Source organism: Cytobacillus sp. GQ23 (genome assembly GCF_059758675.1).
In genome coordinates this window covers 39,082-62,404 of sequence record NZ_JCAXER010000014.1, presented here as the reverse complement: position 1 = coordinate 62,404, position 23,323 = coordinate 39,082, and the positions used below count along the sequence as shown (strand labels likewise).

Below are 23,323 nucleotides of genomic sequence, written 5' to 3'. Positions count from 1 at the left end.
GGGAGCTGTTCAAATATATTTATACCTTAATATCAATTTTTGCATTTTTCTTCAACTCTTCTACATGCTTAACGAGCATTTCCTGCTGTTTTTGCTGTTCGAGATTCTGTTTGATCTGCGGCTTTACTTCTTCCAATTTAGGGGGCTCCTGACCTTCAGCACCACCCTGGCTGGCATATTCTTCATAGAACTTCTGAATATCAGCATCTGTAACTTCTCCAGGCTTAATCTCGCCTTCGATGTATTTCGTATATTTAATATTATTGGCAATTTCCGTCTCTAATGAATCGGGATTAAGGCCAGCCTGTTTCATTGCTGTTTCAAATTCCTTGTCATCTTTGAATTGCCCTTTTGTTTCTTCTAGCTTTTTCTTAATTTCTTCATCTGAAGCTTTATAGCCTTTTTTATCAGCCTCCTGTAGAAGCAGGGTCTGTCCCACTAGACTGTCAAGTGTCTGTTTCTTAATTTCTTCTGCAGCATCTTTGCTAGTAGGATCTTGTCCCATTTGCTGATACATCATTTGTGATGATGTAAGCACGCTGTTATACTCGCGTCCAAGAATTTTCTGGTCATTCACAATGGCAACTGTCTTGTTTTCATCAAGCTTTTGCTTATCCATTTTCTTTTGCATTTCTTCCATTTGCTTTTGCTGGTCCTGCTGATCGGTTTCAGCTGTTTTTGCTTCTTCTTTTTTATCTGCCTTCTTGCTTTCGTCATCAGCTCCACAAGCAGCTAAAACGGCAGATATTAATACTAGTAAAAAGGGGTACATTAGCTTCTTCATTCAAATTCTCCTTCCGTAACCCTGCATAGATTGATTCAACTAAGAAAAGAATCATATAGAGGGCATTATAAAGCATATAATCTTAAAAAGATACCTAAAAGGTACAAATGCTGAATTTGTAAAGGGAATGTAATCTGGTTATAAAGTTACTAACCTGATAGTTTCTGGATGAAATATAGGTATTGACTTTTAGAATAAAAAGAAGTATATTTTATATTGTCCCAAGTAAAGGGGAATATTCATAACGATTCCGTAGCTCAGCTGGGAGAGCGCTACCTTGACAGGGTAGAGGTCGCTGGTTCGAACCCAGTCGGAATCATACTTATAGCGCTTGGCTAATAATGCCAAGCGTTTTTTTATGCGCCTGGGGATCGTCATTGTTGAGCCGGGTTTCCTGTGAGGTTTTAACGAAACATTGGTAGGGAATCAATAAAATATAAAAATTCGCAAAATAATTTTTATTGAAAATCCATGCTATAATCTTATTGTGAAATTACAAGAGTTAGGGGATATTTCTATGTTGAAAGATCTGTTTATAGGCCTTTCCCAAAACGAATTTCTGAATAACGCTGCAAAGAAATATGGTTTGAAATTGGGAGCGCAGAATGTAGTTGCGGGAACAAATTTAGATGAAGCAATTCAGAGTATAAAAGAGCTTAATGCTCATGGCATCTCTTGTACTGTCGATAATCTCGGGGAATTTGTATTTAAAAAAGAAGAGGCGGCAGAGGCGAAAAAACAAATAATAGAAGTAATAGAGGCAATTCATGAAAATCAGGTTGATGCACATATCTCTTTAAAGCCTTCTCAATTAGGCCTTGATATTGACTATTCTTTTTGCCTTGAAAATGTCAGGGAGATAGTCGAGAGAGCAAGCCGCTATGGTATTTTTGTGAATATGGATATGGAAGACTCAAAGCGTCTGCAGCCCTCTTTTGATATTTTGGATGAATTATCCAGAGAATATGATAACTTTGGTACTGTTATCCAGGCATATTTCCGTGCTGCAGAAGAAGACCTTAAAAAGTATCAGAATTTCCGGCTGCGGATTGTAAAAGGTGCTTACAAGGAGCCTGAAGAAATTGCTTATCAGGACAAAAATGACATTGACGCTAACTTCATAAAATTAATAGAGTGGCATCTGCTAAATGGCAAATTTACTTCAATTGCAACACATGACCATAATGTAATTAATCATGTAAAAGATTTTGTAAGGGCTAACAATATCCCAAAAGATAAATTTGAATTCCAAATGCTATATGGCTTCCGCAAGGATATGCAGCTGAAGCTTGCGGGTGAAGGCTATAATTTCTGCACATATGTCCCTTTTGGGCATGACTGGTACGGTTACTTCATGAGGCGCCTGGCAGAACGGCCTCAGAACATAAACCTTGTTGCCAAGCAGGTATTTACTAAGAAAACCAATACTGTGATTGGTGTAGCAGCAGGAGCTTTCCTATTAGGAAGATTGACAAAAAAGAGAAAAAAATAATAAGCAAGAGCCTCCCTTTGTTAGAAATTCAGGGAGGCTTTTTCTTTTCCGAAAGGAATTTCTGATCTTAACTGCGAATCTGATCTTAGCAAATATTTTAGAACCGAAGGATAGGGACGGAAATGGACCTGCAGCTGAAACTTGTTACAGACTTTTTGAGATTATTAATTTGAAACCTGAGGAAGAGCAGGAAAAGAAGTTTCAGATCTTCGAAAGATTTGTCGGATCCAATGCTTTTTTCATTGCTCTTGCTTCAGTTAATGGCTGGACATGCAAAGCAATATATGACAAAGATATTTTAATGGGGTTTGCAACCCATGGACTGGACAGGGACCATAACCGGTATTGTGAGTCTGATGCTTGGACATCAATTCCAGGGTAAAGGATGGTATGCCTGCAATTAAGCTTGTAATTGAGGAAATGAAAGAGATGTATGTATGCGATGAAATCTACCTGTCTGTCATCAAGGAGAATGAGCCTGCTATCCGGGTTTATGAGAAGGTTGGCTTGAGCCGACAGGTGAGATTTTTCAGGCTTTTCACCCAGAACCTATTTACAAATAAAAATTATAGTGGTATCCCTGACTGCATTGTCCGGGATTTTCTTTTGGATTCTTTAAATTTCAACCAAACAAAAATACGCTCCATCTTATGATCAAATCTCCTTCTCACTTCGTATCAAATTTCCTTTTGCGGAGGATTCCGCTGAATAGCAGAATAGCCATTTTTTTATGTTCCATAATTACCTGAATTGGGCAGCGATCATTATAAAGGCATGAATAAGGACGAAAGAGCTGCAGTAATACAGATTGTAATATGATAATTCATAGAAGAATGAATAGAAATGGTAAAACTATTAGTGCTGAGGTATCTGGCAATCAAATAATTCTCCAGGCTTCTTACTTAGATATAACATTAATAATTTGTAATCGATTTTATCTAAATTCTAATTTGTTTGTTGTGCATAAAAATAAATAGATTTTATTAAAAATACAATTATCTATTGCTAAAGAAGTATTTTATCCTTTAAAATTTTCTTAAAGAAGGATTGCCTTCACGAAAATATTGATTTCTAAGCCAAAATAAATAAAATAATTGCGAATAGTAGAAAATTTTCTTGTTTAAGAAGCATTTCGTGCTTTATACTTTGAATAAGAAGTTTTTCCTTCACTATTCATGAGGAGCCGGCATGGATAAGAAAACAATTAGCCAGATGATTAAAGAAAACTATTCAACCCTCTCGCCAGGACAGCGGAAAGCAGCTGAATTTATTATGGAGCATGCTGATGAAGCAGTGTTGTTAACAGCATTTCAAGTTGGAAGAAAGGCAGGTGTCAGTGAGACAACCGTCATTCGGCTTGCGTATGCACTTGGATTCAGCGGTTATTCCCAAATGCAGGAACGTATCAGAAAAGACTGGCTTGCAGGGAAACAACAGGCTGCAGATGAAAATGATTCTTACATAGAAAATGCAGCGCACGAGAACTTGTTTAAGAGAGTCATAGATCAAGAGAGGAAAATACTTCGGCAATTGCTTGATCAGGTTGATGATAATGACCTCTGGAAAGCGATTGATGCATTAATCCAGGCAGACAGGGTTTATATTGGGGGATTTGGAAGTTCTTTTGCAGCCGCATACTGGTTCTACTACACACTTAAACAAATGAGGGGAAATGTTTATATTTCAGACCCTCATGGATTTCTTCCTGAGGATGTGTGTGATTGGACAGATCAGTCAGCAGTTGTCATTTTTTCTTTTCCCCGCTATCGAAAGGAAACTTTAAAGCTTGCATCGTTTGCTGATAGGAAAGGCTCGAGGGTGATTGCCATCACAGACCGGCAGCTTTCGCCAATCGGGCAGATGGCTGCAGTCACACTTACTACTGATGAACTAATGGATACCGGACATCATTCAATTGCTTCGGTTATTAGTCTGCTGGAGGTGCTGATAGCGGGTATCCATGAGCAGGTTCGTGAACGTATCGCTGGAAGACGGAAGGAACTGGAAATTTTATTTGCTGATCAGGAGTTATTTGTTGAATAAAACTGAACAGCAGGGGAGTAAAAATCAAAAAAATAAAAAGGGGCACAACGTATGAGCAGTCTTTCAAAGAAAATCATTCAGCAGGAAGATTCGGCATCGTATACAGCCGGGGACTATATTAAATTTTTAATACCATCTCTTGTTGGGGTTTTACTATTTATGATACCCGTTCAAGGAGAAGATGGGATCACGATCCCGGTTGCATATTTAGCAAATCAAATTAATGGATGGCTGGGAGCTTCTATCCCTGCTACTACTGTTGCTATAATGGCTCTATCAGTAATTGGCTCATTGATAGCAGTAATTTTCAAACCGGCCTTTATATTAAACAGCCCTTATTTGAATAAATTACTCAATGTAAGTAAATTTTGGGTCGCAGCGCGTTTGATGGGAACAGTTTTTGCTATTATTACCTTATTTGAAATAGGTCTGGAGCCAATATATTCAGAGAATACTGGCGCACTCTTAATCTATGATCTAATTCCAATCCTGTTTACAACATTTCTTCTGGCAGGTTTATTACTGCCGCTTCTATTAAATTTTGGCCTGCTCGAATTTTTTGGAGCATTATTGATTAAGGTGATGAGGCCAGTTTTTAAGCTGCCGGGACGTTCCTCTCTAGATTGTCTGGCATCATGGGTAGGTGATGGGACGATTGGAGTCTTGTTAACAACTAAACAATATGAAGAAGGATATTATACAAAACGGGAGGCGGCAGTTGTTGCCACTACCTTCTCGGTTGTTTCCATTACGTTTACGATCGTTATTATTCAATATTTAAATTTAGAACAATATTTTATACATTATTATTTAACAATTATCCTTGCTGGTTTGGTGGCAGCTGTAGTAATGCCGCGGATTCCCCCATTATCCAGAAAAGCTGATACTGCTTATGAAGGGACTGTGATGAAGGAGGAAACCTCCATTCCTGCTCATACTACACCTGTTAAATGGGGATTAAATAATGCAATTAAAAAGGCGCGTACTAATAATAGTGCTGCAGCAGTTGTAAAAGAAGGCTTTGAGAATGTTTTGGACATGTGGATGGGTGTACTGCCAATTGTTATGGCGATTGGGACTGTTGCCCTTGTAATTGCAGAATTCACTCCTGCATTTACGATTCTTGGAAAGCCGTTTGAACCGATCCTGGCTCTCATGCAAATTCCGGAAGCTGCAGATGCGGCCCAGACAATGGTAGTTGGATTTGCTGATATGTTCCTTCCGGCTGTCATTGGGAGCGGCATAGAAAGTGAAATGACAAGATTTGTTATTGCTTGTGTCTCTGTAACACAGCTGGTTTATATGTCTGAAATGGGCGGTCTGCTTTTAGGGTCAAATCTTCCTGTCAGCATTAAGGATTTAATTCTTATTTTCCTTCTTCGCACGATTATTACGCTGCCGATTGTAGCTGTAGTAGCTCATATAATATTTTAAGTAATTAACTCAATTTTATCGGTTTTCCAGGAAAGGGGAAGGTTATGAAGCAAGCGGCATTAACATCACTGGTCATTAAAAACCTTCACACAGTTAAGGACCTTGAAGCGGTATACGAACTTGAAGCAAGAATATGGAGTGTAGAAGAAGCTGTGCCGGTTAATCATACAGTGGCGACGGTAAAAAATGGCGGGTTTGTGTTAGGCGCGTTTATTGGAGAGGAGCTGATTGGTTTTCAATACAGCTTTCCCGGCTTTGACGGCACAAAGGTATATCTTTGCTCCCACAGCCTTGGAATTCATCAGAAGTACCGGGCGTTTGGAATTGGAGAAAAGCTAAAAAATGCTCAAAAACAGACAGCGATTGAAAAAGGTTATGATCTCATTTCCTGGACATACGATCCTCTTGAAACCGTAAATGCCAATCTTAATCTCCATAAGCTCGGTGCTGTATGCACTCATTATATGGAGAATGCTTACGGTGAAATGTCGGACCAGATGAATGCCGGAATACCGTCTGACAGATTTCTGGTGGAGTGGCGAATACAAGACGTGTTTCCCGTGCGCCAAAGACCTGATGAGGTTCTGCCAAGGGCAATAGAAACAGAGGTCGCTGATGGTTTCAGAGTCCCTGTAAGCGTAAATTTGGACTGTAGAAATGAAAAGGTTTACATTCCGGTTCCTGGGAATTTTCAGGATATTAAAAAGCGAGATATTGAATTGGCTTTGAAATGGAGAAAAAGTACGAAAGAAGCGTTTGTTCAGTATCTAAGCAAAGGCTGGATTGCGACAGATCTTATAAAGGACGCAGATGCGAAAAACCAATACTTATATCTCTTGGAAAAGAGATAATGCCGGGAGAATGGGAATATGGAAATTAAAAGCATCGTTTTAAGGCACGTGAAAATGGAGCTGCTGAATCCGTTTACGACAAGTGTCGGAACAGAAGTGGATAAGGACTTTATTCTGGTAGAAGCAAAATCAAAAAGCGGGCAATCAGGATGGTCAGAGTCGGTTTCCATAATGGAGCCCATTTACAATGAAGAAACAGTAAAAACTAATTGGCATATGATGAGTGATCATTTAATACCGATCCTTTTTGCATCAGACATTCGGCACCCTGATGATGTTTCAGAGGCTTTCAGGCCAATCAGGGGAAATTTTAATGCCAAGGCAGCGCTGGAGTGTGCTGTCTGGGACCTTTATGCCAGGGAGAAAGGGGTCTCGCTCTCAAAAGCTCTGGGCGGAGAAAAGGAAAAAATAGAAGTTGGCGTTAGTGTCGGTATACAGGAGTCGGAAATAAAAATGCTTAAGCAAATTGAAGGATATCTAAACGATGGCTTTAAGCGGATTAAAGTAAAAATTAAACCAGGGTGGGATGTGCAAATCTTAAAATCAATCCGTCGCCAGTTTCCTGATATTAAGCTTATGGCTGATGCTAATTGCGCCTATACGCTTAATGATATTGGCCACCTTCAGAAGATGGACGATTTTAATCTAATGATGATTGAACAGCCTTTGGATCATGACGATATTATCGATCATGCCAAGCTTCAAAGTCATTTGGAAACACCAATTTGCCTTGATGAAAGCATACATACATTTGAGGATGCCAGAAAGGCGATTGAGCTTGGAAGCTGCAGAATCATAAATTTGAAAATTGGCCGGGTTGGCGGGCTTACAGAGTCAAGGAAAATTCATGACCTTTGCAGAAATCATAACGTTCCGATGTGGTGTGGAGGAATGCTTGAAGCTGGAATAGGTCGTGCGCACAATATTGCCATTACTTCACTATCTAATTTTACGCTTCCTGGTGATACAGCCCCGTCTTCCCATTATTGGAAAGAAGATATAATTGAACCTGAAGTCACTATGGAAAATGGTTTTATTTTAGTGCCGCAGGGGCCGGGAATAGGGTATGAGCCTGATCGTTCTAAAATTGAGGATGTAACATTATATAGCCGGACTTTCTCAAAATCATAAAATAAGCCATGCTGCGCCAGAGGGAACTCTGGCGTTTTTATTTTGGGATTTGCATCTTGATTCCCTATTTTACCTATATTGTGACACATATCACCGAGGGTTTGTCCGGGTTTTGATAAACTGAATGTAACTTTCTAAATTTTGCGATACAAAGGGGTGTGTAGTATGAAGGTGAAGCGGCTGGCGTTCTTAACAATTATCCTTACCTATATTTTAATTGTATTTGGCGGGTATGTGGCATCTTCGGAATCTGGCATGGGGTGCGGGCCGGAATGGCCTTTATGCAATGGGCTTATGATTCCGGTATTAGAAGGAGATACCTTAATTGAATTTGCTCACAGAATTGTAGGTGCAGTACTTGCAATAATGACAGCTGTATTATACCTTAGCATTCAAAAATCAAACCAGGAACGGGAACTTGGCGGTGTTTCTAAGGCGCTGATGCTTCTTTTAATAATTCAAATTTTACTTGGAGCAGCTGTGGTTTGGTTAGACTTGCCGGCTATCATTGTGTCTGTTCACCTTCTGGTTGCAATGGCTTTTCTTGCTTTGCTAATCTGGATATGGAGACGTGCTGGTGAACAGACATCTCGGACTAAAACAAGAAACGACCAGAGTATTCGAAACAAATTTAAAATCCTGCTTGTGTTGCTCCTTCTTACTTTATTTCTTGGTGCTTATATTAAGCACCAAACATTCGGATTAGCGTGCAGTTGGCTGGAATGTGCATATGGCATTTTGCCAGAAACCTATCCCGAAATGATACAGACCGGACACAGGCTGCTTGCGGGGATTTTGGCCTTTTATATATTTATTCTTACATATATTTCAATAAAGAGTAAATGGGAGGCTGGATTGCAGAATCGGCTTATGGCTGCATCCGTACTGGTCTTAAGTCAAATTATTGTCGGAGTATTGACGATTATCAGTTATATTGAAATATCCTGGGCTGTTCTCCATCTTGCTTTTGGAACTGCCTTATTTGCAATTATTTGTGAGGCGTGGGTGTTTGCCTCCTCTTTCGGCAGGATCTGCAGACAAGGGGAAAAAAGCAACAATCATTATTATGGATGATAGCAAAACAAAAAAAGGCAGTCAGGTGACATGCCTTTTTGTTTTGCTTCAGTTTATTTTTGGAGATCTTTTTTCGTAATTTCACTTCTGATATCTGCGTCTCTTGAGAACTCAGCATCCTGTTTTTTATTGTTGGGATATTTGTTTTTTCTTTCGCGGTTGTCATTTTTGTTGGTCATAGGTCTGCCTCCGTTAGGTAAGTGTACGTATAGTGAAAGACCGGTCCTTTTCAGGACCGGTTGCCCAGCAAACATTATTACTGATTTTGCTGGTTTTTAAGCTGCTGCTCTGCCATTGCAACAAGGCGTTTTGTCATTTCCCCGCCGACAGAACCGTTTGCTCGTGCGGTCGTATCAGCACCAAGCTGAACTCCAAACTCATTGGCTATTTCCTGCTTCATTTGATCCAATACATTTCCTGCACCGGGTACCAATAGTTTGTTTCTTGCCATGATACCTCACTCCCGACGATTATTTGAGCAAATAGTATGCTCGTTTTTAACTTAACCGATTAAGTAAAGACAGATGCAACAATAAAATTGCCAATAGAAACCTTTATGTAAGATTATCTTACATAAAAATTATAAATTTTCAAAAAATAGATTGACTTCTGCTGAAAACTGAGTAAAATAAAGATTAAATAAATTGATGTTAGATAATATGACATAAGATATCGATATTATCTAACATCAAAATAAAAATCAGGGGGGATAACAAATGGACGCCATATTTTTAATGAACAGTCTATGGGTTATGCTGGGAGCTATTTTAGTTATTTTTATGCTTGGCGGATTTATTATGCTCGAAGCCGGTTCAACCAGAATGAAAAACGCTGGGCACATCGCAGGAAAAACAATTTTTACTTTTGGTTTATCATCATTGCTGTTTTGGGCGGTGGGCTTTGGCTTCATATTTGGCGATAATGCAAATATCATGGTTGGGCTTTCAAATTTCTTCTACTCAGGTGCTGAACTTGAAGGAATGGGGTTATCTTCTTCAGTTTTCTTCGTATTTCAGCTGGCATTTGCCGGTATTGCCATCACAATTGCGCTTGGCGGATTTGCTGAACGCGCAAAACTATCTGTTTACCTTATCTTCACCGTACTATTTTCCGCCATTGTTTATCCTGTCGTAGCACATTGGATTTGGGGAGGAGGATGGCTTGCAGAACATGGCAAGCAGGACTTTGCGGGTTCCACAGTTGTACACTTAACAGGTGCTATGGCAGCCTTGGCAGCTACTATCTTGCTTAAGCCCCGAATTGGAAAATTTAATAAAGATGGTTCCGCTAACAATATCTATGGTCATAACCAAGTATATACAGCTCTGGGTGTTCTGATCCTGTGGGTCGGCTGGTTCGGGTTCAACGCTGGCAGTACATTGACTGTGGAAGATGGTTTCTTTGGATTTGTCGCTCTTAACACAAATCTTGCCGCTGGAGCAGGTGCAGTATCGGCATTGATTATTTCATGGGTGGTTATGGGAAAATCCGATGTGCCGACAATGCTCAATGGTGCTCTTGCAGGTCTGGTCGCTATTACAGCTTCCTGTGCATTTGTGGATACATGGGCGGCGGCTGTCATAGGGTTTGTAGCGGGAATCCTGGTATTTTACAGTGTTCGTTTCTTTGAAAAGAGAAAAATCGATGATCCCATATTTGCGCTTTCTGTTCATGGTGCAGCTGGGGTTTGGGGAACATTATCCACTGGTTTCTTTGCAACACCAGAATTGGCAGCAGTCGGAAAGCCTGGATTATTTTATGGGGGAGGATTTGAACAGCTGGGAGTTCAGTTCATGGGTGTTGCTGTATCCGGTCTCTATGCTTTTGCTGCATCCTTTATTATTTTGGCAGCTGCCAAGAAAGTATTGGGAGGACTTCGGGTAACAGAAGAAGAAGAAATTATGGGGTTGGATTTAAGTGAACATGGAAGCTATGGGTATCCCGAAGTCTTCATGGCTGATGAAAACAAAAAGTTAAGCTCGTAAGAAGGCTCGAGCTTTCTTAAAGGAAGTGCCTCGATGGAAGCATCATTGAATTCTTACCAATCCCTAAAAGAGTGGAAAGAGGAACGGATTTTAACATACTGGTCAAATGTTAGTGCGCTGAATGAATTTCACGACACAATCATGAAGTCTGTTATCCGTATAGCGCTGAAGAGGATCAAAACTGAAAGACCATTCTCGTGGAAATTTGCCTGGTTCACAATGGGGAGCTCAGGGAGAAGGGAGCTGGGCTTTCTGAGTGACCAGGATCATGGATTGGTGTATGAACCCGCGGCTCCTGAAGCGGAAGCATATTTTTTAGAGCTTGGGGAGGAAATTTCAAAAGGTTTACAGACAGTGGGCTATCCATATTGCCAAGGAAATGTCATGAGTTCTAATCCGCTATGGTGCAAATCGCTTTCTCAATGGAAAGAACAAATCCTTTCATGGATGCATGAGGGGAGTCTCCAGACGATGAGAAATCTTCATATTTTTTATGACAGCAGAGTGCTGGCAGGCGAGGAAAAGTATATTGCTGAATTGAAATCCTTAATTTACGAGAATTTTCAAAAAAGCCCGCATCTGCTGACCAGAATGGTAGAGACCAGCATGCATATAAAAAAATCAGTTGGTCCATTTGGCCAGCTTCTGGCAGAAGAAAAGGGAAGGCATCAAGGGGAACTGGATCTAAAATATTCTGCATTTATTCCTTATGTAAATGCAGTGAGAATTCTTGCTCTGAAGGAAGGAATCCAGGACACATCAACGATTGCCCGACTGAATAAGATTATGAAAATTAATGGTTATGAGGGAATGTGGAAATATCAAAAGAATTTTGCTGTGTTGTTAAAATGGAGGCTTCACTCATACAGGCAGTCAGATTCTTATGAAGATACTCACTATATTCAGCCTAAAACTTTAACAATATCAGAACGAAATATACTGAAAGATATCTTAAAGGATGCCAAAAAACTACATCTCTTTGTGATTAAGTCCATTAAAAAGGGTGCAGGCTAATGAGATTCAATCCTTTTGTCCAATTTGTCAGAGGTATTCAGGGCAAACTTCAGACTAGTATGTTAGGTGGAATAAATGGTCAAAATCCGAATCATGTAGCATTCATCAGGCAAATGCAGAGGGAGCTGCAGAATGCTGATTCAATGTCTGTTTCCTTAGGAAATTTGAATGTGGCTGTCTTTGATATTGAGACGACTGGATTTTATCCGGATAAAGGTGATCAAATTATTTCGATTGGTGCAGTTAAAATTATCAGCGGGAAAGTCAGTGACGACAGTTTTTATTCACTTGTTCAGTTTGATAAGCCTCTTCCTAGTGAAATAAAGGAGCTGACAAATTTATCAGAGACTGAATTAGAAAGTGCTCCACCCCTCTCAGAGGTATTCATTAGCTTTCTTGAATTTGTAAAGGGGTTGCCGCTTGTTGCCCATCATGCGAACCACGAAAAAAGCTTTATGCAGCACAGCAGCTGGAAGCTTTTTCGCACGCCATTCAAGCACAGGATATTAGATACTTCTTTCCTTTATAGGATAACTGATCGTCATAAAGTATTATGGAAATTAGAAGATATGTGTGAATTTTATAACATTCCTGTGAAGGATCGTCATCATGCTCTGGGTGATGCAAAGCTGACTGCTCTCCTTTGGTGCTGCCTGATCGAGGAAGTCCATAAAATAGGGTGCTCAAATTTAAAAGAAGTGTATGAGCGCCTCGCCAGATTAAAGTGAAAAAGGCGGCTTTGAACGGATGAAGATGAAGTCAGCAGAGCTAAACTTCGGACAGAACTGCAGTGATTAAGGCAGATAAAGTCAGAACCTGGAGTGTTTTCGGCTCAGCCTTCCTAGAGTTCTGCAGCACTGTACAAACTTCTAATCCTGAAAGTCACAAAAACACTGCGATTAAATCTTATTAAACAAATTAAAGCCCCAATCAATATGAGATTGGGGTGAATTTGGCATTCTTGATGCTCGGGGCAAGAGACTCTCTTAGAATTCCCCGTCAAATGGAGTAAAAGGGATGTTAAGTCTATTCTCAACAGTTCTTAGTCTTTGGTTTAAGCGATTAAGCCTTCGTGTATGGCGGTCAACAGTCTGGTTTAACATTCTAACCTGGTCAGTCAAATTGACCAGCTGCCTGTTAAGGCGGGTAATCTCTCTGGATTGATCCTGATTTTGCCTTTCCAGCGCAGTAACCCTTCTTTCGAGCTGCTGTGGCTGTCTATCAGTATCATATTGTTCGTAATGCTGAATTTCATATTCAGGGGTGAAGTGGGCTGCTGGCTGCGGAAGATAACCTTGATAATAGCCATATGGGTACATTGGGCACTCTCCTTTTATGCAAAAATCCAATAACTCCATATAATGTATGCATTAATGGGCGGAGAGACACGGCAAATGCCCATTTTAATTGGTGGCTGCTGCTTTGTGGTTGGTATTAACTTAGAAGGTTAGGTTTTATAACTGCCGCCGCTGTTTACATAAAAGGGGGGACTTTGCTGATTTCTGAAACAAGGGAAGCAAGTGACTGCATCTGCTGGTCATCGAGGTCAAAAGCAATTTTGATCTTGTTTTCCAGATCAGCTGTTACCCTTCTCTTACCCACCTCAACCAGAGCTATCAAAGAGAAGCTGCAGCTGACAACTCTTGCGAAATCACGCTGTGTCATGTTATAACTCTTTCTGATTAACTTAATAATTTCTTTGTTCATTCTTATTCATCCTTTAACAATTGACCCTTTTTCTCAGGGCACTGTTTATTTGTCTTATAGCTATTAAATTAGCATTGTGCCATATGTTTGTCAAAGTTATTTAATTACAATGGAAAAGCAGTTTAATAGATTGACAGGACGTATAATTATTAATATGAGGGGGTAAATAGCAATATAGAGGGGGGGTTTGCCTGGTGAATATACTTTGGGATTTTGATGGCACTTTAATGGATACATATCCCGCTTATACAGCGATCGTAAGAGAAGTGATGGGTGATAAGAAGGTTTCCGATGAAGAGATTTTTTGTCAGTTAAAAGTTTCATTCAGCGATGCTTTCCATCATTTTAAATTAAATGAGGAACAAATAAAAACGATCAGGATGAATGTGAGACAATTGCGACCAAATGATCTAAAGCCTTTTCCTGGTGTGGTGCAGGTATTAAAACAGGCTGATAAGAATGTGATTATGACTCACAAGGAAAGAGATGATGTTCTTTCTATATTAACCTTCCATAAGTTAGATAAATACTTTACCGATATGGTAGCAGGAGACGATGGCTATCCACGCAAGCCTCACACAGCTTCTTATGCATTTCTGCATGAAAAGCATAAGGTTGATTTAGCAATAGGAGACAGGGAGATAGACATTCTGCCGGCAAAACAACTTGGCATCAAGACCTGCCTTTTTCAGAATGAAGCCCCTGGAGCAGATTACTATCTGAATCATTACAGGGATTTTAATAAAATAATAAATCCATATTAAGAAAAAACGCCTGGCAATTTTTAGTGCCAGGCGTTTAATTTCCATATTTCTTTTTACTTGGCTCTTTTCGATTCATTAGTGATTTCTCTTAACAATGTTGTCCGTTAATTGCAGCGAAGGTATGCTCAAGCTTTCTGCGCGTGCGGGGTCTCACCTGTCCCGTTACTCCCGCAGACTTATGTTCTTGTTCCATCGTCATATTTATCGCCGAACAGCTTTTTCTTTTTTATTGTTTCAAAGTCTGCTTTGTACTTTTCCTCTGTAGATGAACTGCTTTTTATTTTTGATCCGTTTTTTTCTTCTTCATTTTCCTGTTTCAAGTCTTCCATTGGAATAGGATCAACATTCTTTTCGCTTTCATACTTATCAAATAAACTTGCCTTTTCGGTTTTATATTGCTCCGGGTTATCCATCTTTCCATCCTGCATGTTTTTGTCAGCCATATAAGTCCCTCTCCTTATTTTCGGTTTTCTTCCTGAGGCTTTTCAGGCTCTCTTTGGGGTTCGATATCTTTATCGTTCTCTTTCTTTTTGTTTTGTTCTATAGAATTATTTTTTTCTGAATTGGTTTTATCCGCCATAGTTAACCCCTCCTTAAACTGTTAGTATTCATTACCCTCTTAAATTAAAGCAAAACCTGAGTGATTGATTAGCAGAGCCGTGAAGAGAATGGACCAGTATGGATCAGCCATAAAAAAAATGCACCTTCACGCTTATGTGAGGTGCGCTTTAATGTATTAAGCAGCTTTTAGTTTGGAGTTATTCTTGTTCAGCTGCTTTTGTTTGACGATTTGAAAAACATACCAGCCAGTAATAAAGAGTGTAATGACTGATCCGATTATCATAGATAGTTGATAGTCCATTCGAAAGCCTTCAGGCGCATAGAAGATATAGGTGGATACCACCCCAGTCATAAACAATGCAGGAACACCGCAAATCCAATGGAATTTGTTATGTTTCAAAAGATACATAGTGGCTGTCCAAAGCATGACCGCTGCTGTAACCTGGTTTGTCCACCCGACATATCTCCAAAGGAATGAGTAATCGATTGTTGCAAGATATAAGGTAGGAAGAGCCACAGGTAAAGTGGTGATGACAAACTTCCATTTTCCATCCATTTTCAATAAAGATGAAAGTGATTCTGAAAGCATCATTCTTGAGGAACGAAGTGCTGTATCTCCTGTTGTAATCGGCAGGATGATTACACCCAGTATGGCAAGGATTCCTCCTAACGTTCCAAGGAGGCTGCCGGAAATTTCATTAACCACTCCCGCTGGACCACCAGCCGCTAATGCTTCTTGAAGCCCTCCTGTTCCGCCGAAAAAAGTCATGCCTGCAGCGGCCCAGATTAAGGCAATAATTCCTTCGCCGATCATGGCGCCATAGAAAACCTTTCGTCCATCACTTTCCTTTTTTAATGTGCGTGAAACAATCGGACTTTGTGTTGAGTGAAATCCTGAGATTGCTCCACATGAAACGGTAACCATCAGTAATGGCCAGATTGGAAGTTCACCGGGATGTAGATTGGACAGAGTTACATTCGGTATGGATTTTTCGCTGAAAAGCAGTGCGATTGCAATGGAAACTGCCATAAAAATTAATATAGCTCCAAATAGAGGATAAATTTTCCCGATAATACGGTTTACAGGCAAAACAGCTGCAAGGATAAAGTAACTAAAAATAATGAGCAATGAGGCCATAAAACTCAATGGAGATATGCTTGAAATCAGCTGTGCCGGCCCTGCAGTAAATGCTGCGGCAACCAAAATCATTAAAAGAATTGAGAATATATTTATGAACGTTTTGGCCGGTTTTCCTAAGTATCTGCCGACAATGTTTGGAAACTGCTCCCCATTATGCCTTAAAGAAAGCATTCCGGAAAAATAATCATGAACACCCCCGGCAAAAATGGAACCAGCCACGATCCAGATAAAAGCTGTCGGTCCGTATAATGCGCCCATAATTGCTCCGAATATGGGACCTAACCCTGCGATATTCAGGAGCTGAATTAAGCTGCCTTTCCACCAGCTCATCGGAACAAAGTCCATTCCATCTTTTTCTGTATATGCGGGTGTAGGGCTGCTGTCATTTATGCCAAAGATACGCTCTACTACTTTGGAGTAAATGGCATAGCCAGCAATCAGCAAAACAATCGAACCTAAAAAAGTAGCCATGAAAAAATCCCCCTGTTGTAAAATAATAATTATTATCTGAAACTTAAGAATATGTGGAATATTGTACAAGTAATGCATAATAAAATGCAAGCTTATTTCAGAAAAAAAGATATTTTCCGATAATAATTAACATGCTTGTGACAATAAAGGAAGGAAATAATGGAGGAACCCTCCTGCAAATGAAACCATAAGCTACTATAAGTTCATTTGAAGGGGGGAAGACAATGATTATCCTTTCGAATAATCAGAATAAACCGGGGCCATCCAGCTTTTTTGGAGTTCAGCGTGAAATTTATCTGGCGCTGGAGAGCAGCCCTGAGACTCATCAATACGATTCAATGCATGAACTGCTATTTGATATCCTTTTAAGGGAAAATATTATTAAAGCAGCCAGGCAGCTTCATGCGAGCCGTGTAGAGTTTGCACCCTTTAACACATCACGCTTCAATCCGCGCATATGGAGAAGAACAAGATATGGTTACCTGCTTGATCCATCTGTTTTACCGTCAGATGCGATCATGGATGTGTTCATGAACAGCTGGGAATATGCCTTTGAATGTACAACAGCCATTGTGCTGATTTTTTATAAAGCTGTATTGGACTCCATTTCTGTCAGCCGCTTCAATACATTATTTCAGGGACTTCTTGTCTGGGACTGGAATTATGACCATGACCTGTCGATTGTTACCAAAAGGGGCCGGAATTTCATACCTGGTGACGTTGTTTATTTTTATAATCCTGATTATGATCATCCAGTTTGGACAGGTGAGAATTCCGTTTATTTGGGCGGGGGCATGTTCTTTGGGCATGGGATAGGCATGGAAAATGAGGCAGGGATGATAAGAGCTCTAAATACGCTAAGAAAGCCAGGTGCTACAAGGGATGCTTATCTGATTTCACAGCATAGCCGATTGAACGTGAAATATCTATCACAGTTTGCCAAGAGGCCCTTGTCTTTAGTGTGAAATTCAAATAAGCCGACAATTCAATAGGGTGAATCGCTTATTTTTCAGAAGCGATTCACCCAGATTTATCCTTAGTTCTAGTATATAAAGACGAATTTCTCCAAACCCCTATATTTCTATCCCCAAGATGGCATATTTCCTGTGAATGAGGGAAAACAAAAGATAATGACTATACACCAAATTACTTGATGTTTATACATTAAAGGAGACAGAAGAATGAAATTATCCCAGGTTATAAATTGCCTTAAGGATAGCGGGGAGATGGGTGAGCCTTCAAACGATCCTAATATTACAGGGATTGAAATGGATTCACGAAAAGTGGGGAAAGGGAGCCTTTTTGTTGCTATTAAAGGCTTTCAGGCAGATGGACATGATTTTATTGGACAAGCTGTTGAAAATGGGGCGGCTGCTGTATTAGGAGAGGAAGCAATTGAATTAACTGTTCCCTACATACAAGTAACAGATAGCAGAATTTGTCTGGGGAAACTGGCGAGCTGTTTCTATGATCGCCCTTCAAGAAAGCATAAAATAATAGGCATAACAGGAACTAATGGGAAAACCACCACTGCCTATATTTTAAAGCATATTTTGGAGACTGCAGGCAGGACCTGCTCCCTCTTGGGAACTGTATCCAACATAATAAATAATAAGGAATATAGGACAAGCAATACGACGCCGGACGCCTTGCAGATTCAAAAAATGCTGAGTGAAAGCCATGATGAGTTTGTCGTTATGGAAATTTCTTCTCATGCACTGGAACAGTCAAGAACAGAAGGCCTGGAATTGGACTATGCACTATTTACTAATCTTGCTCATGACCATCTTGATTATCATGAAAATATGGATCAGTATTTTTATGATAAAAAGAAAATATTCACCTTGTTAAAAGAAGGCGGTAAAGGAGTTGTCAACCTTTATAATACATGGGGAGAAAAGATGGCAGAGCATTTGCAAAATGAAAAGATTCCTATGATTATGCTAGGTGAACAAAAGTGCTGTTCAATAAAAGTCACCGCTATTAATGGGAAGACAGTTTTTACTCTGGAGGTGAGAGGTGAGTCTTATGAAATTGAATTTCCTCTTCCTGGCCACCATAATGTTTATAATGCGGCAATGGCTTTCCTGACAGGTTTTGATCTGGGGGTTGACCCAAAAGATATGATTAAGGCTTTGGCTTTATTTCCGGGTATACCTGGCCGTTTTGAAATGATAATTCATCCATCAGGAGCTAAGTTTGTCGTGGATTATGCCCACACAGTAGATGCATTTGAATATTGTCTTGATACAGCGAGACAGCAGGGAGCTCGAAGAATCTTTCAAATTTATGGATTCCGGGGCGGAAGAGATCAATCAAAGCGTGTGGATATGATTAAAGCTTCAGCAAAATACTGCCATAAATTTTATTTGACCGCTGATGACCTTAATGATGAATGTGAAAGTGAAATGTTAAGTCAATTAAATTCTCTGAATAAAGAGTATGGAGACGGTAAGGGTGAAGTGATCGCCGACCGGACATTGGCTATCCGGAAAGCTTGGGCAGAAGCAAAGGGAAATGACTGGATCTTTATAACTGGGAAGGGGCCTGAAGCTTATCAAAAGGCATTTGTTCTGCCGGCTAAAAATGATTTGGAAACCTTAAAGCTGCTGCTGGAAACTGGAAGTAAACAGGCTGTTTTATAAACAAAGGGTGCAGGCCATTATTCGGACTGCACCCTATTTTTGTCTATTCAATAAGATCTAGATAATCTGCAACAATGCCATCAAGTGGATAATGTTTCAATTTTTCTGCTTCTTTCTTTGAACGCACAGTCCAGGCGATTGCTTTCATGCCATTTGAATGAATCAGATCAATCAGGCGCTTATTAACCACAGTCCACTTTGGATTCAGGTAGCTTGCATATTCGGCAATATTTTTTATCTCTATTTTGTCTGGAGGATAGTTAATTAAGACGCCGACTGGGATTTCCGGCATCAGATCATGAAATAATCTCATGGAAGCTGTATCAAATGACTGCACGATAATATGGTCTTTACCTTTTGCATCAAGTTTTCTATTTTTAAGTTCCTCGGCGATCATCTTTTCAATGCCTGGATAGAGGGACGGTTTTTTAAATTCAATTAAAAGCCCGACACGATCGGCATATTTGTCTAAGACCTCTTCAAAAGAAGGGATACAGGCACCGCTGAATTTTGCAGAAAACCAGCTGCCGGCATCCATTTTTCTAAGCTCATCAAAGGTAAAGTCCGAGACTTTTCCTTTATGGTCAGTTGTACGGTCTACAAGGGAATCGTGAATCACGACAAGCTTTCCATCCTTGCTTAATTGAACATCAATTTCCAGATAATCTGCTCCCATTTCAATTGCACGGTCATATGAAGGAAAAGTGTTTTCCGGACAGTAGCCGGCAACTCCCCGGTGGCCTATTTTTTTTATCTTATGTGCAGTATTTGCCATTTTTTTAATGCCGAAAAATGAAATAACTGTAGCTAAAGCTGTAAAATAAATATTTTTCATTACCTTCAAAGTCATTTCTCCTCGCCATTTTTGCTCATCTTAAAGGATGTGAAAACATTTTGTCAAATGCAGAGAATTCCTTTGAAAACGAGTCTTATTTCCTGTTCATTCCCATTCCTCATAAACAATGGTACCGCCTGTTAAATCCAGAGTATTTCTTTCTCCTTTATAAAAAAGTTTTCCTTCTTCTTCAACAACAAGGTTTTCATATGTAAATACACTCTTTCCGGAAGGGAGCTTAATAATAATTTTCTCCCCCAGTTCTTTTTTGGGGGCTTCTATTGTAATGAGGCTTTGAGAATAAAAATATAATGCTGTAAAGGCAGCAGCTAAGCATCCCAATAGGAAAATTGACATTAGCATAATTTTGCTCCCGGGCTTCTCCTTATGCAATTCAGATCTTGTCATAATCCTATCCCTCCGCTAACAAGATATAGTGTTTATTCCACCATTTCTCTCGGTTTAATCCTAATGGGGATTTTAATCCTCAAATAAGGTATGCGGAAATAGTAAAGAAAATGACTAAAGTAGGCTGAAAGTCAGACAAGCTGAACAGCTAGCAGGATTAATATGGGAAAACTTTAGAAAAATGAAACAATTACAGGTCTCTGCCCGTATATAAATTAAACTGAAAAAGTAAAAGGGAAGGAGGCATGTGGTTAATAAACGGACAATAAAAATGGATAGGGTGCATGTTATGGAACTATTTGGTTTTCCTATTCAGACGGTTTATCTCAGCACACTTATTTTTTCTGGCATCTTAATTATTTTGTATGTATTTTTCGGAGATATGGCAGACGGAGCTGGTGAGAGCAGTTTTCTAAACCCAGTACTGATTCTGGCGTTTATCACTTTTCTATCCGCTGCAGGATACATTTTAGAAATGACAACCTCTCTTAATAACGTTGTCATTCTCTTGACAGCAGCTGTTATTGCTGTATTGCTGGATATATTACTGAATATCTTTGTTCTTATACCATTATCATCTGCGGAAGAATCTCTCGTTTATACAGATGAATCTTTAAGGGGAAGAGTAGGTACGGTATTAATCCCTATACCGGAGAATGGTTTCGGTGAGGTATTAATAGAAAATATAAGCGGGAGAATTTCCAAGCCTGCTTCAAGCTACGAAAATACGTCTATATCGGAAGGCAGCAAAGTGCTGATTGTTGAAGTTGCAAATGGAGTTATTAAAGTAATCGATTATAAAGAATTATAGATGAGGGGGACACAATATGTTGATGGTTTGGGTTGTCATTGGAATTGCAGCATTTTTGCTGATTGCACTTCTTGGTGTGTTCATTACAAAATATCGGACTGCAGGGCCTGATGAGGCGCTAATCGTTACAGGCAGTTATTTGGGCAGCAAAAATGTGCATGTAGACGAATCAGGAAACAAGATAAAAATAATCAGAGGCGGAGGAACTTTTGTACTTCCTGTCTTTCAGCAGGCCGAGCCACTTAGCCTCCTATCAAGCAAACTGGAGGTGACCACTCCGGAGGTATATACCGAACAGGGAGTTCCTGTTATGGCGGACGGAACTGCAATAATAAAAATTGGCGGAAGTATTGGGGAAATTGCTACTGCTGCAGAACAGTTCCTTGGAAAATCGAAGGAAGATCGTGAAAATGAAGCGAAAGAAGTACTTGAAGGGCATTTGCGATCAATTCTGGGATCTATGACTGTCGAAGAAATATATAAAAACAGGGATAAATTTTCCCAGGAGGTTCAAAGAGTAGCGTCACAGGATCTGTCAAAAATGGGTTTGATCATCGTTTCTTTCACAATCAAAGATGTCCGCGACAAAAATGGATATCTTGATTCACTAGGAAGGCCAAGAATTGCCCAGGTTAAGCGGGATGCAGATATTGCCACAGCTGAAGCTGAAAAGGAAACCCGGATTAAACGGGCAGAAGCAGCTAAGGATGCCCAAAAGGCAGAACTTGAAAGAGCAACTGAAATAGCTGAAGCCGAGAAAGAAAATCAAATGAAAATGGCTGACTACAGAAGGGAACAGGATATTGCCAAAGCACGGGCTGACCAGGCATATGACCTTGAGACAGCCAGAGCCAAGCAGGAAGTTACGGAGCATGAAATGCAAATCAGAATTATAGAACGCCAAAAGCAAATTGAGCTTGAAGAAAAAGAAATATTAAGAAGAGAACGCCAATATGATTCCGAAGTGAAGAAAAAAGCAGACGCAGACAGGTATGCTGTTGAGCAGGCAGCAGAGGCAGAAAAGAAAAAACAAATTGCCGAAGCGGATGCTAACCAATACCGGATTGAATCACAGGCCCGCGCGGAAGCTGAAAGGGTTAGGGCAGATGGATTAGCCAAGGCTGATTCACAGCGCGCACAAGGTGAAACTGATGCGGAAATTATTCGCCTCAAAGGTCTGGCTGAAGCTGAGGCAAAGAGAAAAATCGCCGAGGCATTTGAACAGTACGGCCAGGCGGCTATAATGGATATGGTTATTAAAATGCTTCCGGAATATGCAAAACAGCTTGCAAGTCCGTTATCGAATATTGATAAGATTACAGTGGTTGATACAGGAAGCGACAGCAGTAATGGAGGTGCCAATAAAGTAACAGGCTATGCCACCAACCTGATGTCCACGATGCAGGAGAGCCTGAAAGCTTCTTCCGGCATTGACGTGAAAGAGCTTCTCCAAAACTTTTCGGGCAAAGGAAATGTCCGCCAAAGCCTGGAGCAGCTGACCGAGGAAATTAAACAGAAAGAACCAGTGGAGCAACCTAAAGATATCTAATCACACTCGATTATAAGAATTAATGAAAATGCCTATTTTTATCTGGGGAAATAACCTGGAAATACTGTTGTATCAACATAAATCTGAAGCCTTCACACGGAGGCTTCTTTTTTGTGGAGAAAACTGTGTATTCGTCTATCGCACAATCTGGGTGAATTGAATAGGATATATTGAATCAAACAAAGGAGGTAATTGACTATGTCAGACGGTTGCGGATACGGCGGCGGTTTCGCCCTTTTAGTTGTATTGTTTATTTTACTGATTATTATCGGTGCTTCTTGGGGTTACGGTGGATTCTACTAATAAAATAAGCAGACAGATTTAATCGGCAAGGGAGGGGATTTTATAATGTATGGCTATGGTTATGGCGGCTGTGGATACGGCGGTGCAGGATACGGCGGCGCAGGATACGGCGGCGGTTTTGCGCTAATTGTGGTTCTATTTATCCTGTTAATCATCGTAGGAGCTTCTTGCTTCAAATGGTAATAGATTTAAAGAAAAGCAGGGAGACCTGCTTTTCTTTTGTATTCATACATATTTCAAAATGTGCCAGACAGAAGGGGACTTGCCCGCAGACGGAGTGCTGGCCCCGCAAACCGGAAGAAACCTGGGTACTAAAGGGG

Annotated in this window: 27 protein-coding genes and 1 tRNA gene; 18 read left to right on the top strand and 10 right to left on the bottom strand. The window is 40.1% G+C overall.

Annotation, left to right across the window (positions count from 1 at the left end; all coding sequences use genetic code 11):
- Positions 1-19 precede the first annotated feature (19 nt).
- A complete protein-coding gene (locus AC6CHU_RS13185; RefSeq protein WP_498122013.1) occupies positions 20-784 on the bottom strand; it encodes a SurA N-terminal domain-containing protein in 765 nt (254 codons plus the stop codon).
- A gap of 246 nt (positions 785-1,030) precedes the next feature.
- Here AC6CHU_RS13185 and AC6CHU_RS13180 point away from each other — a divergent pair.
- From AC6CHU_RS13180 to AC6CHU_RS13145, 8 genes are all read left to right on the top strand, one after another.
- Positions 1,031-1,103: transfer RNA gene (locus AC6CHU_RS13180), tRNA-Val, on the top strand.
- A 198-nt stretch (positions 1,104-1,301) separates the two neighbouring features.
- Complete coding sequence (locus AC6CHU_RS13175) at positions 1,302-2,276, top strand: proline dehydrogenase family protein (RefSeq protein WP_498122011.1); 975 nt, start codon at positions 1,302-1,304, stop codon at positions 2,274-2,276.
- Between the two features lie 169 nt (positions 2,277-2,445).
- Positions 2,446-2,658, top strand: a complete 213-nt coding sequence (locus AC6CHU_RS13170; protein ID WP_498122009.1) for a hypothetical protein — start codon at positions 2,446-2,448, stop codon at positions 2,656-2,658.
- Between the two features lie 806 nt (positions 2,659-3,464).
- Positions 3,465-4,319 carry a MurR/RpiR family transcriptional regulator gene (locus AC6CHU_RS13165; protein WP_498122007.1) on the top strand — a complete coding sequence of 285 codons (855 nt, stop codon included), beginning with the start codon at positions 3,465-3,467 and terminating at the stop codon, positions 4,317-4,319.
- A 51-nt stretch (positions 4,320-4,370) separates the two neighbouring features.
- On the top strand, positions 4,371-5,753 hold the full coding sequence (locus AC6CHU_RS13160) for a YjiH family protein (protein WP_498122005.1): 1,383 nt from the start codon (positions 4,371-4,373) through the stop codon (positions 5,751-5,753).
- Positions 5,754-5,797: 44 nt separating this feature from the next.
- On the top strand, positions 5,798-6,604 hold the full coding sequence (locus tag AC6CHU_RS13155) for a GNAT family N-acetyltransferase (RefSeq protein ID WP_498122003.1): 807 nt from the start codon (positions 5,798-5,800) through the stop codon (positions 6,602-6,604).
- Positions 6,605-6,622: 18 nt separating this feature from the next.
- Entirely contained in the window at positions 6,623-7,735 is a 1,113-nt protein-coding gene (gene menC / locus AC6CHU_RS13150; protein WP_251283125.1) for an o-succinylbenzoate synthase, read from the top strand.
- Positions 7,736-7,900: 165 nt separating this feature from the next.
- Positions 7,901-8,809, top strand: a complete 909-nt coding sequence (locus tag AC6CHU_RS13145; RefSeq protein WP_159869553.1) for a COX15/CtaA family protein — start codon at positions 7,901-7,903, stop codon at positions 8,807-8,809.
- Positions 8,810-8,862: 53 nt separating this feature from the next.
- Here AC6CHU_RS13145 and AC6CHU_RS13140 read toward each other — a convergent pair whose 3' ends face one another.
- Both AC6CHU_RS13140 and AC6CHU_RS13135 read right to left on the bottom strand, forming a co-directional pair.
- Positions 8,863-8,988, bottom strand: coding sequence for a hypothetical protein (locus AC6CHU_RS13140; protein ID WP_268891682.1), 126 nt, complete (start codon positions 8,986-8,988; stop codon positions 8,863-8,865).
- A 77-nt stretch (positions 8,989-9,065) separates the two neighbouring features.
- On the bottom strand, positions 9,066-9,260 hold the full coding sequence (locus AC6CHU_RS13135; protein ID WP_009331132.1) for an alpha/beta-type small acid-soluble spore protein: 195 nt from the start codon (positions 9,258-9,260) through the stop codon (positions 9,066-9,068).
- Between the two features lie 265 nt (positions 9,261-9,525).
- Between AC6CHU_RS13135 and AC6CHU_RS13130 the strand changes: the two genes are divergently transcribed.
- From AC6CHU_RS13130 to AC6CHU_RS13120, 3 genes are read left to right on the top strand one after another with little or no spacing between them, the layout of a single operon-like run.
- Entirely contained in the window at positions 9,526-10,794 is a 1,269-nt protein-coding gene (locus tag AC6CHU_RS13130) for an ammonium transporter (protein WP_159869550.1), read from the top strand.
- Between the two features lie 33 nt (positions 10,795-10,827).
- On the top strand, positions 10,828-11,808 hold the full coding sequence (locus AC6CHU_RS13125) for a DUF294 nucleotidyltransferase-like domain-containing protein (protein WP_159869547.1): 981 nt from the start codon (positions 10,828-10,830) through the stop codon (positions 11,806-11,808).
- Positions 11,808-12,536 carry an exonuclease domain-containing protein gene (locus tag AC6CHU_RS13120; protein WP_498122000.1) on the top strand — a complete coding sequence of 243 codons (729 nt, stop codon included), beginning with the start codon at positions 11,808-11,810 and terminating at the stop codon, positions 12,534-12,536. The genes AC6CHU_RS13125 and AC6CHU_RS13120 overlap by 1 nt, the downstream gene beginning before the upstream one ends.
- 258 nt (positions 12,537-12,794) lie before the next feature.
- Here the strand turns inward: AC6CHU_RS13120 and AC6CHU_RS13115 are convergent, their stop codons facing one another.
- Together AC6CHU_RS13115 and AC6CHU_RS13110 are read right to left on the bottom strand one after the other, a co-directional pair.
- Positions 12,795-13,127, bottom strand: a complete 333-nt coding sequence (locus tag AC6CHU_RS13115) for a hypothetical protein (RefSeq protein WP_159869541.1) — start codon at positions 13,125-13,127, stop codon at positions 12,795-12,797.
- 154 nt (positions 13,128-13,281) lie between these two features.
- The gene (locus tag AC6CHU_RS13110) at positions 13,282-13,515 is read right to left on the bottom strand and encodes a helix-turn-helix domain-containing protein (protein WP_076256850.1); all 234 of its coding nucleotides are present in this window, start codon (positions 13,513-13,515) and stop codon (positions 13,282-13,284) included.
- Positions 13,516-13,709: 194 nt separating this feature from the next.
- On the opposite strand from AC6CHU_RS13110, the gene AC6CHU_RS13105 reads away from it, so the two are divergent.
- The gene (locus tag AC6CHU_RS13105; RefSeq protein ID WP_251283130.1) at positions 13,710-14,279 is read left to right on the top strand and encodes an HAD-IA family hydrolase; all 570 of its coding nucleotides are present in this window, start codon (positions 13,710-13,712) and stop codon (positions 14,277-14,279) included.
- A gap of 176 nt (positions 14,280-14,455) precedes the next feature.
- On the opposite strand, the gene AC6CHU_RS13100 is transcribed toward AC6CHU_RS13105, so the two are convergent.
- From AC6CHU_RS13100 to AC6CHU_RS13090, 3 genes are all read right to left on the bottom strand, one after another.
- Positions 14,456-14,722, bottom strand: coding sequence for a YczO family protein (locus tag AC6CHU_RS13100; RefSeq protein ID WP_159869535.1), 267 nt, complete (start codon positions 14,720-14,722; stop codon positions 14,456-14,458).
- Between the two features lie 14 nt (positions 14,723-14,736).
- Positions 14,737-14,859 carry a 3-methyladenine DNA glycosylase gene (locus AC6CHU_RS13095; protein ID WP_159869532.1) on the bottom strand — a complete coding sequence of 41 codons (123 nt, stop codon included), beginning with the start codon at positions 14,857-14,859 and terminating at the stop codon, positions 14,737-14,739.
- Between the two features lie 156 nt (positions 14,860-15,015).
- Entirely contained in the window at positions 15,016-16,452 is a 1,437-nt protein-coding gene (locus AC6CHU_RS13090) for a carbon starvation CstA family protein (RefSeq protein WP_251283131.1), read from the bottom strand.
- Between the two features lie 224 nt (positions 16,453-16,676).
- Here AC6CHU_RS13090 and tgl point away from each other — a divergent pair, with 224 nt between their 5' ends.
- Together tgl and AC6CHU_RS13080 are read left to right on the top strand one after the other, a co-directional pair.
- A complete protein-coding gene (gene tgl / locus AC6CHU_RS13085) occupies positions 16,677-17,417 on the top strand; it encodes a spore coat transglutaminase TGL (protein WP_159869527.1) in 741 nt (246 codons plus the stop codon).
- A 216-nt stretch (positions 17,418-17,633) separates the two neighbouring features.
- Positions 17,634-19,097 (top strand): UDP-N-acetylmuramoyl-L-alanyl-D-glutamate--2,6-diaminopimelate ligase, encoded by a 1,464-nt coding sequence (locus AC6CHU_RS13080; protein WP_498121997.1) that lies wholly within the window; start codon positions 17,634-17,636, stop codon positions 19,095-19,097.
- 43 nt (positions 19,098-19,140) lie between these two features.
- On the opposite strand, the gene AC6CHU_RS13075 is transcribed toward AC6CHU_RS13080, so the two are convergent.
- The gene (locus AC6CHU_RS13075; protein ID WP_236566312.1) at positions 19,141-19,947 is read right to left on the bottom strand and encodes a glycerophosphodiester phosphodiesterase; all 807 of its coding nucleotides are present in this window, start codon (positions 19,945-19,947) and stop codon (positions 19,141-19,143) included.
- A gap of 90 nt (positions 19,948-20,037) precedes the next feature.
- On the bottom strand, positions 20,038-20,340 hold the full coding sequence (locus tag AC6CHU_RS13070; protein WP_159869518.1) for a hypothetical protein: 303 nt from the start codon (positions 20,338-20,340) through the stop codon (positions 20,038-20,040).
- A gap of 289 nt (positions 20,341-20,629) precedes the next feature.
- On the opposite strand from AC6CHU_RS13070, the gene AC6CHU_RS13065 reads away from it, so the two are divergent.
- From AC6CHU_RS13065 to AC6CHU_RS13050, 4 genes are all read left to right on the top strand, one after another.
- Positions 20,630-21,151, top strand: a complete 522-nt coding sequence (locus AC6CHU_RS13065; protein WP_159869627.1) for an NfeD family membrane protein — start codon at positions 20,630-20,632, stop codon at positions 21,149-21,151.
- A 16-nt stretch (positions 21,152-21,167) separates the two neighbouring features.
- Entirely contained in the window at positions 21,168-22,700 is a 1,533-nt protein-coding gene (gene floT, locus AC6CHU_RS13060) for a flotillin lipid rafts scaffold protein FloT (protein WP_498121995.1), read from the top strand.
- A gap of 198 nt (positions 22,701-22,898) precedes the next feature.
- Positions 22,899-23,003, top strand: a complete 105-nt coding sequence (locus AC6CHU_RS13055) for a YjcZ family sporulation protein (RefSeq protein WP_076256869.1) — start codon at positions 22,899-22,901, stop codon at positions 23,001-23,003.
- 45 nt (positions 23,004-23,048) lie between these two features.
- Positions 23,049-23,186, top strand: coding sequence for a YjcZ family sporulation protein (locus AC6CHU_RS13050; protein ID WP_019381584.1), 138 nt, complete (start codon positions 23,049-23,051; stop codon positions 23,184-23,186).
- Positions 23,187-23,323: the final 137 nt, after the last annotated feature.